24 protein-coding genes and 1 tRNA gene are annotated in these 19,130 nt (G+C 62.6%); 8 read left to right on the top strand and 17 right to left on the bottom strand.

Features of this window, described 5'->3' with window-relative positions; translation table 11 throughout:
• Positions 1 to 114 precede the first annotated feature (114 nt).
• From IG122_RS24560 to IG122_RS17200, 8 genes are all read right to left on the bottom strand, one after another.
• Positions 115 to 792, bottom strand: a complete 678-nt coding sequence (locus IG122_RS24560) for a 6-phosphogluconolactonase (protein ID WP_404924638.1) — start codon at positions 790 to 792, stop codon at positions 115 to 117.
• Positions 779 to 1,489: an HAD family hydrolase gene (locus IG122_RS17170; RefSeq protein WP_193186432.1), complete on the bottom strand. Its 711-nt coding sequence runs from the start codon at positions 1,487 to 1,489 to the stop codon at positions 779 to 781. The genes IG122_RS24560 and IG122_RS17170 overlap by 14 nt, the downstream gene beginning before the upstream one ends.
• Positions 1,440 to 2,363, bottom strand: a complete 924-nt coding sequence (locus IG122_RS17175; protein ID WP_226893697.1) for an NAD-dependent epimerase/dehydratase family protein — start codon at positions 2,361 to 2,363, stop codon at positions 1,440 to 1,442. The genes IG122_RS17170 and IG122_RS17175 overlap by 50 nt, the downstream gene beginning before the upstream one ends.
• Positions 2,360 to 3,298, bottom strand: coding sequence for a phosphoglycerate dehydrogenase (locus tag IG122_RS17180; protein ID WP_193186435.1), 939 nt, complete (start codon positions 3,296 to 3,298; stop codon positions 2,360 to 2,362). The genes IG122_RS17175 and IG122_RS17180 overlap by 4 nt, the downstream gene beginning before the upstream one ends.
• Positions 3,299 to 3,320: 22 nt before the next feature.
• A complete protein-coding gene (locus IG122_RS17185) occupies positions 3,321 to 4,058 on the bottom strand; it encodes an acylneuraminate cytidylyltransferase family protein (protein WP_193186438.1) in 738 nt (245 codons plus the stop codon).
• Positions 4,059 to 4,069: 11 nt separating this feature from the next.
• Entirely contained in the window at positions 4,070 to 5,167 is a 1,098-nt protein-coding gene (locus IG122_RS17190; RefSeq protein WP_193186441.1) for a Gfo/Idh/MocA family protein, read from the bottom strand.
• 261 nt (positions 5,168 to 5,428) lie between these two features.
• Complete coding sequence (locus IG122_RS17195) at positions 5,429 to 6,112, bottom strand: ChrR family anti-sigma-E factor (RefSeq protein ID WP_193186444.1); 684 nt, start codon at positions 6,110 to 6,112, stop codon at positions 5,429 to 5,431.
• Positions 6,113 to 6,114: 2 nt separating this feature from the next.
• On the bottom strand, positions 6,115 to 6,654 hold the full coding sequence (locus tag IG122_RS17200) for a sigma-70 family RNA polymerase sigma factor (RefSeq protein ID WP_226893698.1): 540 nt from the start codon (positions 6,652 to 6,654) through the stop codon (positions 6,115 to 6,117).
• A gap of 276 nt (positions 6,655 to 6,930) precedes the next feature.
• On the opposite strand from IG122_RS17200, the gene IG122_RS17205 reads away from it, so the two are divergent.
• The 3 genes from IG122_RS17205 (at position 6,931) to IG122_RS17215 (ending at position 9,573) form a co-directional block, all read left to right on the top strand.
• The gene (locus tag IG122_RS17205) at positions 6,931 to 7,443 is read left to right on the top strand and encodes an invasion associated locus B family protein (protein WP_193186451.1); all 513 of its coding nucleotides are present in this window, start codon (positions 6,931 to 6,933) and stop codon (positions 7,441 to 7,443) included.
• Between the two features lie 99 nt (positions 7,444 to 7,542).
• A complete protein-coding gene (gene rlmN / locus IG122_RS17210) occupies positions 7,543 to 8,700 on the top strand; it encodes a 23S rRNA (adenine(2503)-C(2))-methyltransferase RlmN (RefSeq protein WP_193186453.1) in 1,158 nt (385 codons plus the stop codon).
• A gap of 156 nt (positions 8,701 to 8,856) precedes the next feature.
• Complete coding sequence (locus IG122_RS17215; protein WP_193186456.1) at positions 8,857 to 9,573, top strand: dimethylsulfonioproprionate lyase family protein; 717 nt, start codon at positions 8,857 to 8,859, stop codon at positions 9,571 to 9,573.
• Positions 9,574 to 9,583: 10 nt separating this feature from the next.
• On the opposite strand, the gene IG122_RS17220 is transcribed toward IG122_RS17215, so the two are convergent.
• Genes IG122_RS17220 through IG122_RS17230 form a run of 3 tightly spaced genes read right to left on the bottom strand, consistent with a single transcriptional unit; the run spans position 9,584 to position 10,819 of the window.
• Complete coding sequence (locus tag IG122_RS17220; protein ID WP_193186459.1) at positions 9,584 to 9,778, bottom strand: hypothetical protein; 195 nt, start codon at positions 9,776 to 9,778, stop codon at positions 9,584 to 9,586.
• Positions 9,775 to 10,410 (bottom strand): SIS domain-containing protein, encoded by a 636-nt coding sequence (locus tag IG122_RS17225; RefSeq protein ID WP_193186462.1) that lies wholly within the window; start codon positions 10,408 to 10,410, stop codon positions 9,775 to 9,777. Before IG122_RS17225 ends, IG122_RS17220 begins: the two co-directional genes overlap by 4 nt.
• Before the next feature lie 37 nt (positions 10,411 to 10,447).
• Complete coding sequence (locus IG122_RS17230) at positions 10,448 to 10,819, bottom strand: hypothetical protein (protein WP_193186465.1); 372 nt, start codon at positions 10,817 to 10,819, stop codon at positions 10,448 to 10,450.
• A 182-nt stretch (positions 10,820 to 11,001) separates the two neighbouring features.
• On the opposite strand from IG122_RS17230, the gene IG122_RS17235 reads away from it, so the two are divergent.
• Both IG122_RS17235 and IG122_RS17240 read left to right on the top strand, forming a co-directional pair.
• Positions 11,002 to 11,724: a Bax inhibitor-1/YccA family protein gene (locus IG122_RS17235; protein ID WP_226893699.1), complete on the top strand. Its 723-nt coding sequence runs from the start codon at positions 11,002 to 11,004 to the stop codon at positions 11,722 to 11,724.
• Between the two features lie 178 nt (positions 11,725 to 11,902).
• On the top strand, positions 11,903 to 12,352 hold the full coding sequence (locus IG122_RS17240) for a hypothetical protein (protein ID WP_193186468.1): 450 nt from the start codon (positions 11,903 to 11,905) through the stop codon (positions 12,350 to 12,352).
• Here IG122_RS17240 and IG122_RS17245 read toward each other — a convergent pair whose 3' ends face one another.
• Both IG122_RS17245 and IG122_RS17250 read right to left on the bottom strand, forming a co-directional pair.
• Positions 12,353 to 12,850 (bottom strand): hypothetical protein, encoded by a 498-nt coding sequence (locus tag IG122_RS17245; RefSeq protein WP_193186473.1) that lies wholly within the window; start codon positions 12,848 to 12,850, stop codon positions 12,353 to 12,355.
• A 7-nt stretch (positions 12,851 to 12,857) separates the two neighbouring features.
• Positions 12,858 to 13,214 carry a hypothetical protein gene (locus IG122_RS17250; RefSeq protein WP_193186475.1) on the bottom strand — a complete coding sequence of 119 codons (357 nt, stop codon included), beginning with the start codon at positions 13,212 to 13,214 and terminating at the stop codon, positions 12,858 to 12,860.
• A gap of 127 nt (positions 13,215 to 13,341) precedes the next feature.
• Here IG122_RS17250 and IG122_RS17255 point away from each other — a divergent pair, with 127 nt between their 5' ends.
• A complete protein-coding gene (locus IG122_RS17255; protein ID WP_193186478.1) occupies positions 13,342 to 14,184 on the top strand; it encodes a hypothetical protein in 843 nt (280 codons plus the stop codon).
• A gap of 32 nt (positions 14,185 to 14,216) precedes the next feature.
• Here IG122_RS17255 and IG122_RS17260 read toward each other — a convergent pair.
• The 3 genes from IG122_RS17260 to IG122_RS17270 form a co-directional block, all read right to left on the bottom strand.
• Positions 14,217 to 14,292 (bottom strand) — tRNA-Thr (locus tag IG122_RS17260).
• A gap of 102 nt (positions 14,293 to 14,394) precedes the next feature.
• The gene (locus tag IG122_RS17265; protein WP_193186481.1) at positions 14,395 to 15,456 is read right to left on the bottom strand and encodes a hypothetical protein; all 1,062 of its coding nucleotides are present in this window, start codon (positions 15,454 to 15,456) and stop codon (positions 14,395 to 14,397) included.
• 132 nt (positions 15,457 to 15,588) lie between these two features.
• On the bottom strand, positions 15,589 to 16,176 hold the full coding sequence (locus tag IG122_RS17270; RefSeq protein ID WP_193186484.1) for a PAS domain-containing protein: 588 nt from the start codon (positions 16,174 to 16,176) through the stop codon (positions 15,589 to 15,591).
• Between the two features lie 222 nt (positions 16,177 to 16,398).
• Here IG122_RS17270 and IG122_RS17275 point away from each other — a divergent pair, with 222 nt between their 5' ends.
• Both IG122_RS17275 and IG122_RS17280 read left to right on the top strand, forming a co-directional pair.
• On the top strand, positions 16,399 to 16,887 hold the full coding sequence (locus IG122_RS17275; RefSeq protein ID WP_193186563.1) for a Fur family transcriptional regulator: 489 nt from the start codon (positions 16,399 to 16,401) through the stop codon (positions 16,885 to 16,887).
• 117 nt (positions 16,888 to 17,004) lie between these two features.
• Positions 17,005 to 17,871 carry an NAD(P)-dependent oxidoreductase gene (locus IG122_RS17280; RefSeq protein WP_193186487.1) on the top strand — a complete coding sequence of 289 codons (867 nt, stop codon included), beginning with the start codon at positions 17,005 to 17,007 and terminating at the stop codon, positions 17,869 to 17,871.
• Here the strand turns inward: IG122_RS17280 and IG122_RS17285 are convergent, their stop codons facing one another.
• A complete protein-coding gene (locus IG122_RS17285; RefSeq protein ID WP_193186490.1) occupies positions 17,872 to 19,119 on the bottom strand; it encodes an MFS transporter in 1,248 nt (415 codons plus the stop codon).
• Positions 19,120 to 19,130 lie beyond the last annotated feature (11 nt).

Here is a 19,130-nt window from a genome sequence, read left to right on the forward strand (position 1 = left end):
ATTTTGGTTGTTGTACAGCAAGAATTATCGTGGAAGCAATGAAGGCCAATTTTTCAACGAATATAATTCGGGGTTTTTATTTGATTTTCACAATTAAATGAAGATTTCTCAGGTTCAATATTCTGATGATTCGGATATCCAGAGATTTATATTTCGGTCCGATAAGTTGACTAACTGTTTCAGAGGGTGAGAATCTTGACGCAAAGCGACCTGATACAGGAGATCTTGTTTCTGTCCACCGACAATAATGACATGGATATTCTTTGCTCTCGCAAGGGAGCTAAGGGTCAAGGTGCAACGCTGGAATGGTGCTATCGGTGAGGTAGACGCGCAGACAATATTGCGAGCGGAAAGTTCCGGTCCTCCGGGAAACAGCGATGCTATGTGTCCGTCATCGCCGATTGCGAGAACGGCAACCGAAAAGTCATTGAGCCACGGAGATATCGAGGTTTCGAACCGTGCGACCGCCGTGCTCAGGTCGGGCGTCTGATCCAGCGCGATCAGTCTGCTTCTAATTGAAGGGCCGAATTCCGACCTGAGCATCCTCGCATTTGTCTGTGCGAAATCTTCCGGTGACCAGCGTTCATCGACAGTCGAAATCGCTCCGAACAGACTTGCAGCTCCTGTTCTCGCAAGGATTCGAATGAGGCGCAGCGGCGACCGGCCGCCTGGAAGCGAGAGAAGGCCGGGCTTCCCGGTTTGACGGGATGCTTCGGCGATAGAGGTCGCGAGTGTGCTAGAAAGCGCTTCAAGGTCGGGGAAACGGTGCGTCCTGTAATCAGACAAGAACAAGTCCTTCCAGCGACGCCACCGTCACCGTTTCCGCAGGGAATGGTGATCCCTCTCCGTTGATCAGGCGTCCGACGAAGCGGCAGCCAGCACCTGTTGCCGCTTCAAAGTCAGCCCGTGCGTCACCGATAAACAAGACTCTTTCTGGGGAGAAGTCGTAGCGGGAAATGATTTCCCCGGCAGCGTTCAGTTTTGTCGTCGGGCTGCCATAAACGTCTTTGAAATGGTCGGACATTCCCCGTCGTTCGAGGATACGGACAAGCTCCGCATGGGGCGTAGCCGAAGCAACAAATGCCGGTTTTGCCTGGTTTCGAAGAGAACTCAGCAGCGAGGTCGCTCCGGCGACTTCCGGCGCACCAACGACGAGATCCTCCACGATGGCTCCGAACCGATCCGCTTCGGCGTTCACTTCATCCGACGTGATCGGACTGCCGATAAGCATGGCGTGGTAGTGCGCGATCTTCTCGTAGCGCGAGACTCCGGAATTCTCGAGATGGTGCCGGACGACGCGGGACACGATCTCGCTTCCGTAGGATTCGAATAGCTTTGCGAAAGCATCCGTCTTGATCGAGGTCGACTCAACCAGTACTCCGTCGAAATCGAAGATGACGGCGTCTAGATCCTCTGACGCGATTTCCAATTGCGCGTTATCAGTCATCGTCGTGCGGTTGAACGCTGAGCTCTGCTTCGGTTCCGCCATGCAGCTCGCCATAGGCTTCGTTGAGGCAGTCGAGGATGCCTTGGCCGATATCGACATAGTGATGCGAAGTCAGCTTGCGTCCGACCTTCGGACTGAAGTTGAAAGGCGTCACAACGTAGTGGCCTTCGACGGTCTCGAACTTGAGCTCGACATCCAATGACGGCGCGAGCATTTCCTTGATCATGGTCATCACGTCGCGGATCGGCATCCGTTCGTGCCCCGCCATGACGACGTGCTGATTGCGGTACGCATCGGACAGGATCTCGATCGTCAGCCGCGCGGCATCCGAAACATGGATATATTCGCGGACCGCGTTCTCCGAGCCGCGATAGACAATCTGTTGTTCCTGCAATGCCTGCCGCACCATGCGGCGGATAGAATTGTTCTTGTCGGCGCGACGGCCGTAGAGCGATCCGTACCGCAGGATCGAAAAATCGAGTCCGTAATGTTCCTGATAGGTCTCGACGAGTTTCTCCGACGCGAGCTTGGTCGCCCGGTAGATACCGCCGCTTTCCGAGAACACATAGACGCTCGATGCCTGGACGAAACGCTTGATGCCAGCGCGCCGGCTGGCTTCCAGGGCATTGACGGTGCCCATAATATTGACTGACGCGGCGTCGACCGGTCGCGCCAGGGCGTCTCCGATGTCGGCGATGGCCGCAAAATTGAAGACATAATCGGCGTCGCTCACGGCATCGCAGAGCGCACTCAGATCGGTAATGTCTCCGATTACGGTCTCCAAACCCGGAAGGGCGGTCTCGGGCGCCCGGCGGTCAAAAACCGTGACGGCGTGGTCGTTCAGGCAGAGATGCTCGGCGACGTGGCTGCCGAGAAAGCCGCTGCCACCGAGAACGACGCTCTTGATCTTGCTCATGGTGCGACAATCTGAACGGCGGTCAGCGCATTGGCAAGGTTCTCCGCCGCCTCGCATTCCATGCGCCCGCGCGTCTCGGCCGCTGAGGACGCAACGTGCGGAGTCAGAACCACCGAGTCCAGTTCTGCGAGGGGGCCGCGATAGGGCTCGTCGCAGAAGACGTCGAGCGCTGCCCCCCGGATACTCTTCTGCTGCAGGGCCTCGAGCAGCGCCGCCTCGTCGACCAGCGCGCCGCGCGCGGTGTTGACCAGATAGGCGCTTTTCCGCATGCGGGAGAGAAACTCGACATCGATCACGGGCTTTCCCGCTCCTGCATCGGCATGCAGGCTGACGATATCGGCGCTCGCGGCGAGTTCAAGGAGCGTGACCGCCCGCACGGTGTCGTCTCCGGCCACCGGGCGCGGGTCCGTCACGATCACGGAGGCGCCGAATGCCTGGACCAGCCTGGCGACCGCCCGTCCGATGCGGCCATAGCCGACGAGGCCGACCACTTTGCCAGAAAGGAGGGCGCCGCTGAGCCGTGGCCATTCCCCATTTTTTACCGCGGAATCGAGCGCCGGCACCTGGCGAAGCAGGCCAAGCATGAGGGCAAGTGTCAGCTCGGCAACCGCCTGCGTCGGTGCATCCGGCGTGTTGGATATCCCGATATTTCTCGCGGCCGCTGCATCTAGATCGACGCTGTCCATCCCCGTTCCGCACCGGGACAGCGCGCGGAGCGAGGGAAAGGCATCGAATGTCGCCGCGCTCCATTCCTCGACACCGGCAATGACCCCGACAATCGTGGGATCGCCGAGCCCGATGATCTCCGCGGCGCTGAGGCGCCGCCCGAACGGGTTGAGCCTGATCTTAAGGCCGCTGTCGCGGAGCCGGTCGAGCGGCGGGCAATTCTCCGTGCCGAAGCTGCTCGTAGTGACGAGGACGGTCTGTTGGGACATCAGGGAGAGCCAGTACTTCCGTTCAGTCGGCGGCGGTCCAGCCGTGTTTCTTCAGCCACCATTCGACCTGGCCGATCTGCCACTCATAGTCGAGATCGAAGCCTGCCTCGTTGTGGATCGGATGAATCCGGTTGCCCATCCACCGCTGTGGGAGCACGCCATGTTCCAGGTCGAGCAGGTTGCGGGGCCGGGCGACGACGAGAGCCACGTCAGCGAACCAGACATCTCCTTGGCTGTCGCGGTCGCAGTTCATCTGTTCCGGATCGCCGATCGCCTCGAAGGGGACGAAGGGATAGACCCTGCCGTCCTCGGCGATGCGGCGCGCGCGCAGCGGACTCCACATGTTGTAGCGGGAGACGGTGATCGCAGAATCCAGCGTCGGATCCTTGCGCAGTGCGGCGATGCCCTCGCTCATCTGTTCCGGAGAAACCGTGGCGGCATTGCAAAACAGCAGGATGAGAAGTTCGACCTCCTTGCCGGTCCTCGCCTCGATTTCCTGATAGGCATGCAGGTAGGCATCTTCAGCGAGTGCTTCGGAAGTCGCGAGATGTGCCGGCCTTTCGATCGTCTGGACGCCCAGACCGTAGGCGATTTCCGTCAGCCGGGGATCGTCTGTCGAGAGATAAACCTCATCGACCTCCGGACAATTCATCGCCGCTTTCATCGGATACCAGGACAGCGGGCGGCCCAGCACCTTGGTGACGTTCTTGTCGGGGAAGCCGACGCTGCCTTTGCGACCAAGAATAATCGCCGCGATCATTTTGCTGTTCCTCAGTTCTTTTCCGGCGGAGTGCGGTAAAGGTTTGCCAGGCTGTCATCCGGCCGGCCAAGTCGCTCCGAGGTCGGGTTGTCTGCCAGGTCAACCCAGTCACCGACTTCGTCAGATCTATAAATGGCATGCAGCAGCGAGATTGTCTTCAAGCCGTCTTCGAGGCTGGTCGGCGGAGCGCCTTTGCCGAGGACCGCATCGGCAATGCCGGCCATCACGACGTCATGGCCGAAACCATAGACGGTCGGAAACTCCTCGCTGTGCTCTGCGCAGACGGAATTGTCCGGAGAGAAGATCTCAAGGGTATTCGTCGCGACGCCACCGATCTGGATCAGCCCTTTTTCCGCCACGCAGGAGACGGAGGCCTCGAAATCGTCCGGGCGCGCGGAGGTCAGGACCTCAAGGGTGCCGAGAGCACCGCTCTCGAATTCGATCGTCGCGACGACGGTATCCTCCACCTCGATGTCCGCACCGAGCGTGGCCATTTTGGAGTTCACACGCTTGATGTCGCCGCAGAGATAACGAAGCAGGTCGACATAGTGGATGCCCTGGTTCGTCAGGGCGCCGCCATCCATGGAGAACGTGCCGCGCCACGGGCTGAGATCGTAATAGCGCTGCGGACGGCACCAGCGCAGACGCACGGTGCCGACGCGGACCGGACCGAGTTCACCGTCCCCGGACAGTTGGTCCTTCGCGAATTGGACGGCCCTGTTGAACCGGTTCTGATAGATTGGGAAGACCTGCACGCCGTTCCGCGCTGCCTCGTCGCCGAGTTTTTTGCCCTGCGCCGGCGTCATCGCCAGCGGCTTCTCGATTGCTACATTGCGCTTGTAGGTCTGCACCACATCCAGCGCATGCTCGACATGCATCCCGCTCGGGGTCAGGACCGAGACCACATCAATATCCGGCCGGCTCTGCAGCATCGTGTGATAGTTGGTGTACCGTTCAACGCTCTCAGGGGCTTCGCGCTCGGCAAGCCGTTCCGCATTCATGTCGCAGAGGGCGACAAGCGATGCGTTCGGGGTCTTGCCCAAGGCATCGATATGGCGGCTCGAAATCCGGCCACATCCGATGATCGCGAATTTCACTGAACTGGACATTCTGGTGCTTGCCCCCCCGGGACGCAGACTGGTGTGGACAACACTATCAACGCACGAGAGCGATGGGTGAGTTGTTGCGGCTCCGTATATAGAGCAAGGTCCTTGCCGATCCAACCCCGATCTGGGACAGAGACAGAGCTGCATTTGAGCCAAGAAAGGGCAACGCACATCGCGTTGGATCTAGGCATGCGCTCCGAGGAGTTCATGAGCAAGCGCAAGATGATGAGGCTGCTTGTCTTCGATTACTCTTGAAGGCGTGGTTTACCCTCGCGTCAAACGGTCGAAGAAACGGACCAACGGGTTCGAGAATTTCAGTGGCCCGCCGGTAATCGCGACGCAGATGCAACCAAGCTCCGGGTCCGCCGTCGGCGCATGCTGATCGTCCTCGCCGTTCACAGCGAGATCGCCGCGCCCATAGCGGCCGCTGGCATCGCTGAAGGCCCCGTCGAGCACCAGCGTCAGCTCGGCGCCCTCATGGCCGTGATCCGGCACCGCACGGCCCGGCTTCAGGCGGATCAGGGACATCTCGAAACGGTCGTCATTGACCGGAATGCGGCATTCCTCGATGCCCGGGCCGCGCTTGCGCCACCCGAGCGATCCGAGCGGGCCGCAGAGATAGCCGCGGAGCGGCTGCGGGACGATCTCCTCGGTTTCCAGATCCGATCCGATCAGGCCGGCCGCATCCTCCGCCGGTGCGTCGTTATTCGCGGAGATTTCCGCCAGGGCCGCGTCCAGGGCGCTCGCCGTCAGCGGTACCGGTTCGATCTCGTCCAGCAGCAGGCCGCCGATATCCTCGAATTCCGCCACGGTCCGGCGCAGATCCGGACGCAGGGCGAGCTGGGTTGCGACCAGCACCGAGACGGCCTCGGGCAGGGCGCCGCTGGCATAGCCGAGCAGCAGTTCCTCGACCGCCTGCTCGCTGCTTACTGAGATTGCTTCAGCCATGGTCACTCGAAATCCTTCATCTCGTGCCTCAGCCGGGCGAGCGCCAGGCGGATGCGCGACTTGACCGTTCCCAGAGGCAGACCGCTTTCCTCGGCGATCTGGCTGTGGGACAGGTCTTCGTAAAAGGCCCGCCGTACCAGCTCCGCCTGCTCCTGCGGCAGGGCGCGCATGGCTGCGGCGACCCGTTTGCCCGCTTGGGCATTCTGCAGCGTCCGGTCGGGAGCGGGTTCCTCCGACGGGACCAGGGCCGGATCGTTCGGATCCAGCTCCGGGCGTTTCTCCCGGCGCAGGCGGTCGATGCGCTTGTTCCGGGCGATGGTGAAGATCCAGGTGCTCGCGCCGGCCTGCCGGCGGTCGAAACTCTCCGCCTTGCGCCACACCATGACCATCGCCTCCTGCGCGACATCCTCCGCCACCGTGGGCTCGGCACCGAGCCGCATAAGGTAGGATTTCAGCCGCGGCGCGAAATGCTCGAAGAGGAGGCGGAATGCCTCCCTGTCGCGCCGCGCGGCGATGGCCTCGATCAAATCTTCATGCGTCATGGTCAAGCTGTGTCTGACCCTTATGCCAATCATACGAACCGGTTCTACCGTTTCCGTCGTACGCGACTCAAGATCGCGCTCCAGCATGGGTGTGCAGATTTGCTCTAACATGACGATGGTGATACGGGTACGCGGAGTGGGTGGATCATTCGCTCGCCGAATTAATTTCGGGCGAAATTCTTCTTAGTCCCGCCACATTCTTTGCATTGAATAATGTCCGCTCAGATGGCATCCAAACTAACAGACGTGATAACCGGAATGGCTGGCTCAGGACCCATGACGCACTTCCGCTCGTTCTTGCTCGGCATCGTACTCGCTCTCGGCACCGCCGGTGCCGCGCAGGCCCAGGAGCCGCAAACCATCGGTCGCAACAGCGACTGGATCGCCTACACCTACCAGAGCGGCGGCAAGACCGTCTGCTACATGGCGAGCACGCCGCTCAAGGCCGAGGGCAATTACTCCAAGCGCGGACATATCTACGCGCTGGTGACGCATCATCCGGATTCGGACAGCCGCGGCGAGTTCAGCATCGTGACCGGCTATACCTACAAGACCGACAGCGAGGTCGAGGTCGAGATCGGCGGGCAGACCTTCCAGCTCTTCACCGACAACGACCGTGCCTGGGCGCCGGACGCGAAGACCGACAGCGCGATCGTCAACGCCATGATCAAGGGCGCCAAGATGGTGGTAACCGGCCAATCCTCGCGCGGGACCAAGACGTCGGACACCTACTCGCTGAGCGGCTTCACCGCGACCAAGAAGCTCATCGACAAGACCTGCAAGAAGTAGCCTCACGGCCGCAGTGGTCTGGAGCCACGCGGGGGCGGCATGGCTGCTCTCTGCCGATTCGGCTTGCCTTCGGCGCCTCTTCGACTCATTTTACCGCCCATGTCGACAGCAGCAGTTTCAGCCCCAGAAGCGCCGGTTCAATCCGCGACGGTTCAGCCCGCGCTTAAAGATCTGGTCGGGCTCGACCGCGATCAGCTCGCGGAAGAGCTGAAGACCTTTGGCCTGCCGAAATTCCGCGCCGGGCAGATCTGGCACTGGATCTACCACAAGGGCGTCACCGACTTCGCCGAGATGACGACCCTGGCGAAGCCGCTGCGCGCCGAGCTGGCCGCGCATTACAAGATCGGCCGCCCGGAAATCACCCGCGAGCAGTGGAGCACCGACGGCACCGCCAAGTGGCTGCTCAAGTTCGACGACGGCAACGAGGCGGAAGCGGTCTTCATCCCGGACGACGACCGGGGCACGCTCTGCATCTCCAGCCAGGTCGGCTGCACGCTCACCTGCTCCTTCTGCCATACCGGCACCCAGCGGCTGGTGCGCAACCTGACCGCCGGCGAGATGGTGGCGCAGATCCTGGTCGCGCTCGACCGGCTGAACGGCTTCCCGACGGCGCAGGAGGACCGGCGCCTGACCAACATCGTGCTGATGGGCATGGGCGAGCCGCTCTACAATTTCGACAATGTGAAGCGCGCGATGATGATCGCCATGGATGGCGAGGGGCTCGGTCTCTCCAAGCGCCGCATCACGCTCTCGACCTCCGGCATCGTTCCCGAGATGGAGCGCTGCGGCGAGGAGATCGGCGTGAACCTCGCCGTGTCCCTGCACGCGGTCAACGACGAGCTGCGCAACAAGCTGGTGCCGATCAACAAGAAATACCCGATCAAGGAGCTGATCGCGGCCTGCAAGTCCTATCCCGGCGTCAACAACGCCCGCCGCATCACCTTCGAATACGTGATGCTGAAGGGCGTGAACGACAGTCTCGAGGACGCGCGCGCGCTGGTGAAGCTGATCGAGGACATTCCGGCCAAGATCAACCTGATCCCGTTCAATCCCTGGCCCGGCGTCGAGTACGAATGTTCCGACGACGAGACCATCGAGGCCTTCGCCCAAGTGGTCCTGAAGGCGGGCTACGCCTCCCCGGTCCGCACCCCGCGCGGCCGCGACATCCTCGCCGCCTGCGGCCAGCTCAAGTCGGCAAGCGAGCGGCTCCGCAAGAAGGACCGCATTGCGGCGATCGCGGCGGCCAGTGCGGGGTAGGCGCCGTCAGACGATAGGGTAGATCGAACTTCTCTTTGAAAACGCCGCAATCACAACAGGTTGTGGCGTTTTCCACGTAATCCTCATTGCTGTGAACTGCTTTCCTCCTCGATGTGGAGATAATCTCATCGATCTGCAGGCGGAGTGTGCAGGATCATGTTCGAGACCGGCGAGAGAACAGATGCGTCCTCTGGGCAGCCTGAAACACTGACCCTCCGCGATTGCCCCAACTGGAGCTATCTCCTGCAGGAATTCGAGACGCTCTACCGCTACGGTTCGGCCGGCGGGAGCAAGGCGATCCGTGCGCACCGGCGGCGGGTGAGGGACACGCTCTCCGCGATCATCGACGGCAATCCCGAGGTCGCGATCGGAACGCCGGAGGCGAAGCCGGTGACGGCGCATCTGCCGCGCGCCTTCGATCTCGGGGCGCGGAACGCGCTCGCAGGCCTCAGTCGGGCGCTGGAGCGGGTCTCGGACCAGCTCGTCTGGGAATACGGCTACAAAAAGGTGCCTCAGGCGCTGGCGCGGAAATACGCCTTCTGCCACGTGCTCGGGCCGCGCGGGCCGGTGAAGTCGGAGAAGCTGATCCTCGGCTTCGTGCTGTTCGCGCCGAACACGACCTATCCGCAGCACAGCCACAAGGATATCGAGGAAAGCTACATCTCCGTCGCCGGCGCCTGGTCGGAGAACGAGATGGCGGTCTATGCGCCGGGTTCGCTGATCCTCAACAAGCCGGGGCAGGAGCACCGGATCACCACCGGGAACGTCGATCCCTGCCTGCTCGCCTGGGCCTGGGTCGGGCCGAGCGACCTGCTGACCGCGCAGGAACTGAAATTCTCCAAGAGCCGGAAGAAGGACCTGTCCGGGACCTGAGGGCGCCGGGTCAGCGCACGCGGCGGAACAGCGCGAGGAAGTCTGCCCACGCGCCCTTCCGGCTGCGGATCGCCCAGGCCGGACGCCAGGCGAGTCTGACCGAGAGCACGTTTCGCCGGTCGCCCTCCGTCGCCTCGAGCGCATCCAGATGGGCGCGCACGTCCGCTTTCGAAAGATGAGGGCCTCTGGTAGGTGCCAGTCTCACTCCGCCGCCATCCGGCGGCGCTTCAGGGCACCCGGATTTCGGTCGTCCGCCGTGCCCCAGCCGAGCGACAGGTCGAGGATGGCGTGGATCAGGGCGCTGTGCGCCACTTCGACAAACCCGTATTCGTCCCCGGCGACATGGAAATTGAGATCTCCGGAAAGACGCAGCGGATTTTCGCTGTCGAAACCGGAGAAGGTGATGACACCGCACCCCTTGTCCCGTGCGCGTTCCACCGCGCGCAGAATGTTCGCCGAGGAGCCGCTGCTGCTGATGGCGACGAGCACATCGCCCTCCCGGCCGTAATAGCCGATCTGCTCGGCGAAGACCGCCTCGCCGCCGATATCGTTCACCAAGGCCGTCAGCATCGCGCCGTCGTTCAGGGCGAGGGACCGGATGCCGCCGTTCTTGGAGAAATCGAGCGCGTAATGCGAGGCCATCGAAGCGCTGGCGCCGTTGCCGATGAAGATGAGCTTGTTTCCGGCCTCATGCGCGGCCCGTCCCCGGGAAAGGAAGGCCTCGATCCCGGCACCGATCGTCATCGGCCGTCCCGCGAGGTCCGTGACGCTCGCGTCGCGGGTCAGGCGCGCCAGGGTTTCGAAATACTCCGCCGTGCGGTCCGCGAGGCTGCCCATCGCATTTTCGTCCCGTTGCTTCTCCGGTCAGGACCGTTCAGTCCACAAGATCGTCTTCTACCACATCTCCGCCGGGGGCGTCGTTGTCATCGCTCTCCGGTTTGCCGGTCGTGACGACGCGAAAGCCGAGTTCGTCCTCGGGCGGCAGCGTGGTCATCGCGGTGAGCACGCCGTCCTTGCGGGCGTCCAGGAGCATGCGGCCCAAAGGCTGAAAATGACTGCTTCCCCCCTCGCCGTCGGGCGCATCGATCAGCACGCGGACCGAGCGCGGGGTGCGGAACCGGCTGCGCTCGAGCATGCGCTCGACCGAGGCGGCGGAATGCGGGAGGTCGAGGCCGCGCAGGTCCAGCTCGTACTCCGCGTCGCGGCTGTCGCCGAAGAGCGGTTTCAGGTCTCCATGATCAGCCATCCGGCCCAAAATCCTCTTGTTCGAGCATATTTCTTTCAGATCATTTGGGCGATTATCGCTTCAACTGCAAGACCCGGGCCCGGCGGCCGAAAATCGTACCGGATTCAGTTGAAAACACAGGCACCTCTCCTTATTTCTGCTCAGACGAATTTTTTTGACCTTCGGCTCGTTGGGAGTGAGACATGGACTTGCAGCGCAAACACATGACAGCCGCCGAGGCGGAGGCCGCACAGATCGACGTCGGCCTGCGCAACTATATGCTCGGCGTCTACAACCACATGACGATCGGCCTCGCACTGACCGGCTTCTTCGCGTTCGGGACGAAAATCCTCGCGATGAGTTCGCCGGCCTTCGCGCAGCTGATCTTCGCCTCGCCGCTGAAATGGGTGATCATGCTTGCCCCGCTCGGCATGGTGTTCTTCCTCGCCGCCCGCGTCCAGTCGATGTCGGCCTCCTCGGCGCGGACGACTTTCTTTATCTATGCCAGTGTGATGGGTATCAGCCTGGCCAGCATCTTCTTCGTCTTTACCGGCGAAAGCATCGTGCGCGTGTTCTTCATCACCGCTGCGGCATTCGCGGGACTCAGTCTTTACGGCTACACGACGAAGAAAAGCCTCAGCGGCATGGGCACGTTCCTGTTCATGGGCCTCATCGGGATCCTGATCGCCAGCGTCGTGAACATCTTCATGGCCTCGACCATGCTGCATTTCGTGATCTCGGTCGGCGGCGTCCTGGTCTTCGCGGGCCTGACCGCCTACGACACTCAGAACATCAAGAACATGTACATGGAGTCCGACGGCCACGAGGTCGCGACCAAGAAGTCGGTCATGGGCGCCCTGCAGCTCTATCTCGATTTCCTCAACATGTTCCTGTTCCTGCTGCAGCTCCTCGGCAATCGCGAATAGCCTCGCAGTCAGGCACAAATTCGAAAGAGCCGTGCCCGGGCAACCGGCGCGGCTTTTTCTTTTCCTCAGGATTTCACGGAAAATCCGTTAACCCCTCCTAAATACTAATTTATATATAAATCCTTGCGCTTGGACGACCGGGCGCAAGCGCATAGGTTGAGTTGAAGGCGCGCAAGCGATGGCGGTTCAGACACTTTACGAGGTACATACCCTCAAGGGCGGCAGCTGGGCGGTCGATTCGACCTATCCGGACCGCGACGGCGCGATCGAGGTTGCGAAGTCCCTGCACGGCGAAAAGCAGTTCCAGGCCGTGAAGGTCGTCAAGGACACCTATGATCCGGCCTCCGGTCAGGGCAAGGAGATCGTGGTGTTCGACACCACGTCGAAAGTGGGCCGCGATAAGCCGGCCCCGGCGGCTGCCGAAGCGCCGGCGCCGACGCCACCGGGTGCCGCAGCCGTCCTGAATCCCGCTTCCGCGCCAAAACGCTCCCAAAAAGGCAAGAATACAAAGAGCGACTACGCGATGGCGATCAAGGTCACGTTGCTGCTCGTGCTGATTCTCGGCGGCGGGCTGGGCGCGATCTTCCTGCTGCACAATGCGGGCGGGTTCTTCCAGAAAATGTTCTGATCAGGGCCAGCGCCTGTTGATCCTCTGCATGCCGATGGCCGTGAAATGGAGGTCGAAATCGGTCGGCGGTCCGGCGATGTCGTGGATCAGCCTGACCAGCCCGTAGCGCGTCACCGGTATTTCCATTCCCTCTTCGCTCCATTCCGGCGGAAGCGGCAGTAAGCATCGGTTGCGGCCCACATTCACCACGATGTCCCGGAAGGCGAGGCGGCCCTCCCAATAGCAGTCGAGCAGGTGCGTGCGCGCATTCTCGCCCGCATAGGGGTTCGGCGCCGGCACGTGATAATTGGCGATCTCCACCATGCCGAAGCCGAGCGTGATCCGGATATCCTTCTTGTAGGTGAGGTGCAGCTTGTGCTGATCGGCTGCGAGTCCGGTTTCCTCGCCCTTCGCGTTCTTCCTTGTGACAAGGCGGTGGCGATAGGTCGGACGCAGGATCGGAGTCCAGTCGCCGATCTCGCTGTCGGAGATCCGCTTGACGAGCTCCCGCAGGTCCATGGCCGCCTCAGCCTTCCAGGCGCGTATCTGACGGATCGCGCAGCGGCCATTCGGGCAGTTCCCGTCCGGTCGCTTCCTTGATGACCTGACGGGCATTGTCGAGGATCATCCGGGCGCGCGTCTTGAGTCTGTCCGAGCCGAGGATCGCTTCGGCAATCTCGGGCTGCGAGACCAGCAGCATGACCTCGTCGAGGCACTCGCTGAGGTCCGCGGCGGCGGCGATGATCTGGGCATTTCCCTGGCGTTCGGTCGCTTCACCGCTCCAGCTGATCGTGCCGATCTGAGCCGGCGACGCACCTCGTGCGTAGGACCAGAGCTCGCCGCTCTGGTTCATGCGCCACGGGCCGGGCGTGTATTTCGGCATGTCGGACCTCCCGCGTCTCTCGAAGCCGCTCCGCGTGCGATCCTGTCCCGCATTACACGCGGGATTCTCAAGACGCCACGGCTCTGCTACGATACTACAAGATATTGTAGGTCCTTCGAGGCTCTTTATGAAATTCCCCCAAATCTGCTTCGCTTTTCTGCTGCTGCTGCCGCTTGGCGGATGTGGGCTCAGCGACCTTTTCGGGAGCGGGACGGAAGAGATGAAGGTCCGCTCCCTGGTCCGTGACGAGCTGGACCGGGCCGAGTCCGAGCGCGGGCCGCGCCGGCGGCAATATATCGACGATCGGGTGGCGGAAACGATCAAGTCCCAGGATACCGGGGACGGGCGCTTGACCGAGGTCGAGACCCAGCTCGGTCAGTTGCAGACCGAACTCAGTATCGTGGCACGCACGATCGAGAAGCGGATCGATCTCGGCGAGGCCAATGTTCCCGGCCGGCGCCCCGCTGCTCCGGCGGCCGGAGTGGACGTCGCCGAGTTGGACCGGATGCGGGACGATATTGACGCCGCATTGCGCGCCGTCAGCAAGCTCAACGCGGATATGGAAAACCGGGAGGCCCAGGACAGTGCGCGCTTCGAGCGCCTCGAACTCAGGACCAGCCGGCTCGCCTGGCCGGAGGGCGGCGGAGCCCGGGGGCTGCATCTTGCCTCCTACAAGTCCCATGATGCCGCGCTGGCCGGTTGGGAAGTCATGCGCACGCAATATCCCGATCTGCTTTCCCGGCAGGAGCCGACGATGGTCGAGGTGGAGACGGTGGCCGGTCTTTTCGTCCGTCTCATGGTCGGCGTCGGAGAGTCGAAGGAGTGGCTGACCGAAGTCCGGAACCGTATTCGTGAGCAGGGCGAATACGCCATGATCATGCCGGTGCCGGGCCGCTCGGCGGGTCCGGCGGCGGACGACGACGGAATTATGGTCCCGGAGGCGCCGAAGAAGCTGCTTCCCGGTTCATGACACCGGCTTGAACTGAGACGATTTTCGGGAAGTGGTGCCGCAGAAGGGACTCGAACCCCCGACCCCATCATTACGAATGACGTGCTCTACCAACTGAGCTACTGCGGCATACCCTGCGCGGGAACGGCTACTTAAGACGTCCCGGCGCACGGTGCAAGGAGAAAATCGGCGCCTCCCCGCTCTTACGAAGTGCCGGCGAAACGGTCTCCGTCAGTTCTGGAAGCGAATGGCGATCCGGCGTTCCGTTTCGGCGAGCGTGGTGAGGCCGGGAAGGATTTCCGATTCGAGGAATTCCAGCCGCCGCTGATGGCCGCCGCCGCCGGTGCTGAAACGCTCGCTCCAAAGGTTGAACTTCACGACGAGGCCGCAGAGCACGCTGCCGGTCGCCGCGTGCTGCTCTGTGATTTGGGACCGGAGACTGCGGAAGGATTCCGCCGTCGGGTTCTCCCAGAACTCGGTCGAGCTCTGGTCGAAATAGGCGAAGCGCTGGCGCACCGACTCCACAATCTCCTGCAGGGACTGAAGGCCCTGGGCGACGCGGATCTGCAGCGATGCGTTGTCGCGGGCGATCGGAGAGCGGAGGAACTCCTGGGTCCAGGGCCGGAACAGCCGGATCCGCTTTTCGGATTCCGTGAGGCAGCTGCGGAAATAGGAGAAGCCGAGGAAGGTGTCGCCGTAATTCTCGAGAAAGCGCGGAATGGCCCCGACCGTCGTTTCGAGATCGGCCGCCAGCCGTTCCAACTCCTGCAGGACGGTGTCGCGGTCCGGATCGCGCAGATACTGGACCAGGTTGCCATAGCTTTCCAGCTGCCCGCCTTCTTTGGCGAAAAGGCGCCGGATGATCGGCCGTGTGTACTGTTTCATGAACTGGGTGAGTTCGCGATACTTCTCCGGCGAAAGCTTCAGCGCGTCGTAATGCTCGAAGCCGATATCGAGCTCCCGAAGCGCGACGCGCAGGGTATAGACGTCATAACTGCCGATCGCGGCGAGCCGTTTCAGCATGGCGATGTCGCTGAGCAGCTCGGGATCGCTCGAGTTGAAGTGGCCGGGGAGGGAGTCCGGCCGGATCTGCCCGCTGCCGGATCCGCCGTCGTTGAACAGCTCGACCACGCTGTTCAGCTGTGCATTCTTGATCAGGGAATGCCGCTTCAGTGCCTGGGTCTTCAGGGGGAGCAGACCGAGGGGCAGCCGGTGAAGGCTGTCCATGTCGGAGGTGTCGATTTTCAGACCGACGGGACCGAACTCGGCGGCGCCGACCTGGAGCGGGGACATTTCCATGCCTCCAAATCAGCAAGATCGGTGCCGATGCAAGGACTCTACGCGAGTCCAAAGACTTAGTGCCTGTTGTTGAAATGAAACCTCGGTTGGGCCCGGGCGAATTCTTCGAGTTTCGTCCGAATCTGCCTAGCGGGAGGCAAGAGATTCCTCCCCGAACGCGATCCGGCACATGACGGTCTTTGGCGAGGCCCTGCGTTCGCAGCGAAGGCTGTCGATGAATTGCGGGACGGACGCCACATCGTCTTCCGGCATTTCCTCCCCCGACCCTGCGCATGCAGGCAGCGGCCAGACCCCGAGCAGAAGGTCGCGGGCCGTCCCGCCATCGATCGAGAGCGGCAGGATCATGCTGAAATAGCGCGGCCTGTAGCCCGATGGATTATCGAGTGCGGCGAACCGGGCTCCGGGCTGGCGGGTCCTCGCGACCGCGCGCATCTGCCGGAACAGGTCGGGACGCCTAGCCGTTTCCTTCTCCACACTCGCGGTGGCTCCGCGGTGGAAGGCATTGGAAAGCTCGCTTACCCTTTCCCCCACAAGGTCGTACTGGAAGCCGTCCGGAAGCGCCTTCAGCAGCGCGAGGTTGGGAAGCAGGGGGGCGCCCAGCGCCAGCGGGTCGAGCGCCCGGCGCGGCTTGTCCTCCGGCATCTCCGACCAAACACCATAGAGTCTGCAGATTTGATCCCTGTTCACCAGCAGTTGTGATCTTTCTGATGTCACGATATGCCTCCCGAACCTGGAATTGCATTTTCATACAATATCACCGAAATGCGATTCGTTTGACTCCCGAAACAGTCGTGCTCTCCGGCGCGTTCCGAACGCCGGGCTATGCGCCGTCCGAGTGGAAAGCTGGTTTGTCTTGTCAAAGGTGCTGTTATATTCTCCCAATCCGAAGATGGTCCCGACAGAACGGAGCGTTGTCAGGGAATGGCTGAAGCCAGCATGGAATCGAGGGTTGCCGCCCTGTGCCTCGAAAAAGGGCTGAAAATGACGGAGCCGCGGCGCGTCATCGCGCGGGTGCTGTCCGAAGCCGAAGACCATCCCGACGTCGAATCGCTGCATGAGCGGGTGCGGGAGATCGACCGGTCCATCTCGATCGCCACGGTCTACCGGACCATGAAGCTGTTCGAGGAAGCCAATATCGTCACCAAGCGCGATTTCGGCGACGGTCGCGCGCGCTATGAAGAGGTGAATGGTGAGGAAGATCACCACCACCATATGATCGACGTGACCACAGGCGACGTGATCGAGTTTTACAACGAGGAACTCGAGGCGCTGAAGGACTACATCGCCCGTGAGCTCGGCTTCGAGCTGGTCGACCACCATCTCGAACTGTTCGGCGTGCCGCTGAAGAAGGCGGAAGCCAAGGCGGCGCCGAAATACAAGCCGAAGGCCAAAACCAAGATCATCAGCGGCAAGCCGCCGGTCTGATCTTTTTCTGTTCGACTCCGTAAGTTTCGCTCTGCCGTTCGCCTGCAGTTCCTCCGCTCTGCGGAGCGCGCTACCATTCGCCGAACCGGAAAAACCGGCGAATGGGAGGGGAAACGTATGCGTATTGGATATCTCGGGGTCGGCGCCATGGGGCTGCCGATGTCCGGAAAGCTGCTCGACGCCGGACATGAACTCTGGATCTTCGACGTCCGGGCGGAAGCGATGCAGCCGCTGCTCGAGCGTCAGGCGCGCCGTGCCGCCTCGCCGAAGGATCTGGCGGACAATTGCGAGATCGTCGTCGTCTCGCTGCCGACGCTCGGCATCTTCCGGAATGCGCTGAATGGAGAGGACGGTCTGCTGGCCGGCTCCGCGATCCGTACCCTGGTCAATACCTGCACCGTCGGCGGACCCTTCGTCGAGGAAGTGGAACGGGCCTGCGCTGCGCACGATATCACGCTCGTCGATGCGCCGATCAGCGGCGGTCCGGCGGGCGCGCGAGCCGGGACGCTATCGGTCATGGTCTCCGGCGATCCGGAAACCACCGATGCGCTGAAACCGATCTTCGAGTCGTGGGGCAAGACCGTGGTGATCGCCGGCGACCGGCCGGGTACCGCGCAGGTCATGAAGCTGACAAACAACATCGTCTTCGCGACCGCGTTGGTCGCGACGGTGGAGGCGATGGCGATGGCCGAGAAGGGCGGCGTCAAACCCGAGGACATGCTCCGGGTCCTGAACAACGGGACCGGGCGCAGCTTCGCGAGCATGAGCGTCTTTCCGGACTTCCTCCTGACCGAAGGGGCCAGCTTCGGCGCGGCCGTCGATATTTTGATGAAGGATGTCGATCTCGCCATCGAGCAGGGCGAGGCGTTGGGCATCCCGATGTGGGTCTGCCAGACGGCGCGCCAGGTCTTCAAGCACGGGGTCTTCAGGGGCTACGGCCCGCGCGACCTGTCGGACATCCGGGCGATGGTGCTCGAGGTCTGATCAGGCCGCGACAGGCTTCGGAAGGATCGCGATCGAGCGGTAGCGGATCAGCCAGGTCAGGCTCAGCAGGTTCACGATGTTGAAGCTGACGCCGACCACGAAGGCGAGCGGGTAGTATCCGGTCAGGTCGAAGATCCAGCCGCCGAGAAAGCCGCCGAGCGCCATGCCGACGGTGCCGAAGAAGAAGACCACGCCCATGCGCCAGCCGACCTCGCCGTCCGGATGCATCTCGCGCGTCGCGAGGGCGTAGGCCGGCACGATCCCGCCGAAGACAAGCCCGAAGAGGGCGGAGACGAGATAGAGGCCTGCAAGGCTGTCGACCACGGCGAAGAGCGAGAGCGCGATCGCCTGCAGCGCTGCGCCGATGAAGATTGTCTGCAACCCGCCGAGCCGGTCCGAGAGGAAGCCGAAGCCGAGCCGGCTGACGGCGCTGCAGGCGAGCAGCAGGGAGAGCATCTCCGCGCCCCGTGCCGCCTCGAAGCCGAGATCGGTGCAATATGCCACGATATGGACCATCGGCATCGCCATGGCGACGCAGCAGCCGACGATCGCGAGGGAGAGGAAGGCGAGCGGCATCTGCCGCATGGCGGCCGAGCGTCGCACGGGGGCGTCGCTGGCGAGCCCCGCGGGCTTCGGCTGTTCCGGGGGCGGGCGGCGCAGAACCAGGACAAGCGGCAGCATGACGCAGATCGCGAGCGCGCCATAGGCGAACCAGGTCTGGCGCCAGCCTGAATGCTCGATCCCGTAATTGAAGATCTGCGGCCAGATCGCGCCGGCGAGCGCCTGTCCGCTGGCGACGACGGAGACCGCGATGCCGCGCCGCCGGTCGAACCAGCGTGTCGTGTTGGTCAGCAGCGGGGCGAAGGCGGCGGAGGTCCCGAGGAAGCCGATCACCGGGCCGCAGAGCAGCAGCAGCACCCACTCGTTCGCGGCGAAGCTGGCGGCCATGACGCCGCTGCCGACCACGAGCGCGCCGAGCAGGGCGGGCTTCCCGAGGCCGGCGCGATCCGCCCAGAGCCCCATGACGATGCCGCCGAGCCCGGTGCCGAGCAGCAGCAGCGAATAGGCGAGCGACGGCACCCAGCGCGGCCAACCGAAGCCGGCCGCGATCGGCTTCAGGCTGACGACCAGCAGGTAGGAGGGCCCGAAGGCGACCATGATATAGGCAAGCGAGGCGGCGACGATGATCCAGCCCTGCCGGGTCTCGATGGAGCCCGGATGGAGGCGGTCTTGAGCTGTTCCGGCCATGGTGCGTCCCG

It is taken from the genome of Nisaea sediminum (assembly GCF_014904705.1).
GTDB classification, from domain to species: domain Bacteria; phylum Pseudomonadota; class Alphaproteobacteria; order Thalassobaculales; family Thalassobaculaceae; genus Nisaea; species Nisaea sediminum.

Coding starts and splice junctions, on each gene's coding strand:
- IG122_RS17170 (WP_193186432.1), bottom strand. CDS start 1,489: ATGGCGGAACCGAAGCAGAGCTCAGCGTTCAACCGCACGACGATGACT.
- IG122_RS17175 (WP_226893697.1), bottom strand. CDS start 2,363: ATGAGCAAGATCAAGAGCGTCGTTCTCGGTGGCAGCGGCTTTCTCGGC.
- IG122_RS17180 (WP_193186435.1), bottom strand. CDS start 3,298: ATGTCCCAACAGACCGTCCTCGTCACTACGAGCAGCTTCGGCACGGAG.
- IG122_RS17185 (WP_193186438.1), bottom strand. CDS start 4,058: ATGATCGCGGCGATTATTCTTGGTCGCAAAGGCAGCGTCGGCTTCCCC.
- IG122_RS17190 (WP_193186441.1), bottom strand. CDS start 5,167: ATGTCCAGTTCAGTGAAATTCGCGATCATCGGATGTGGCCGGATTTCG.
- IG122_RS17195 (WP_193186444.1), bottom strand. CDS start 6,112: ATGGCTGAAGCAATCTCAGTAAGCAGCGAGCAGGCGGTCGAGGAACTG.
- IG122_RS17200 (WP_226893698.1), bottom strand. CDS start 6,654: ATGACGCATGAAGATTTGATCGAGGCCATCGCCGCGCGGCGCGACAGG.
- IG122_RS17205 (WP_193186451.1), top strand. CDS start 6,931: ATGACGCACTTCCGCTCGTTCTTGCTCGGCATCGTACTCGCTCTCGGC.
- rlmN (WP_193186453.1), top strand. CDS start 7,543: ATGTCGACAGCAGCAGTTTCAGCCCCAGAAGCGCCGGTTCAATCCGCG.
- IG122_RS17215 (WP_193186456.1), top strand. CDS start 8,857: ATGTTCGAGACCGGCGAGAGAACAGATGCGTCCTCTGGGCAGCCTGAA.
- IG122_RS17225 (WP_193186462.1), bottom strand. CDS start 10,410: ATGGGCAGCCTCGCGGACCGCACGGCGGAGTATTTCGAAACCCTGGCG.
- IG122_RS17230 (WP_193186465.1), bottom strand. CDS start 10,819: ATGGCTGATCATGGAGACCTGAAACCGCTCTTCGGCGACAGCCGCGAC.
- IG122_RS17235 (WP_226893699.1), top strand. CDS start 11,002: ATGGACTTGCAGCGCAAACACATGACAGCCGCCGAGGCGGAGGCCGCA.
- IG122_RS17240 (WP_193186468.1), top strand. CDS start 11,903: ATGGCGGTTCAGACACTTTACGAGGTACATACCCTCAAGGGCGGCAGC.
- IG122_RS17245 (WP_193186473.1), bottom strand. CDS start 12,850: ATGGACCTGCGGGAGCTCGTCAAGCGGATCTCCGACAGCGAGATCGGC.
- IG122_RS17250 (WP_193186475.1), bottom strand. CDS start 13,214: ATGCCGAAATACACGCCCGGCCCGTGGCGCATGAACCAGAGCGGCGAG.
- IG122_RS17255 (WP_193186478.1), top strand. CDS start 13,342: ATGAAATTCCCCCAAATCTGCTTCGCTTTTCTGCTGCTGCTGCCGCTT.
- IG122_RS17265 (WP_193186481.1), bottom strand. CDS start 15,456: ATGTCCCCGCTCCAGGTCGGCGCCGCCGAGTTCGGTCCCGTCGGTCTG.
- IG122_RS17275 (WP_193186563.1), top strand. CDS start 16,399: ATGGAATCGAGGGTTGCCGCCCTGTGCCTCGAAAAAGGGCTGAAAATG.
- IG122_RS17280 (WP_193186487.1), top strand. CDS start 17,005: ATGCGTATTGGATATCTCGGGGTCGGCGCCATGGGGCTGCCGATGTCC.
- IG122_RS17285 (WP_193186490.1), bottom strand. CDS start 19,119: ATGGCCGGAACAGCTCAAGACCGCCTCCATCCGGGCTCCATCGAGACC.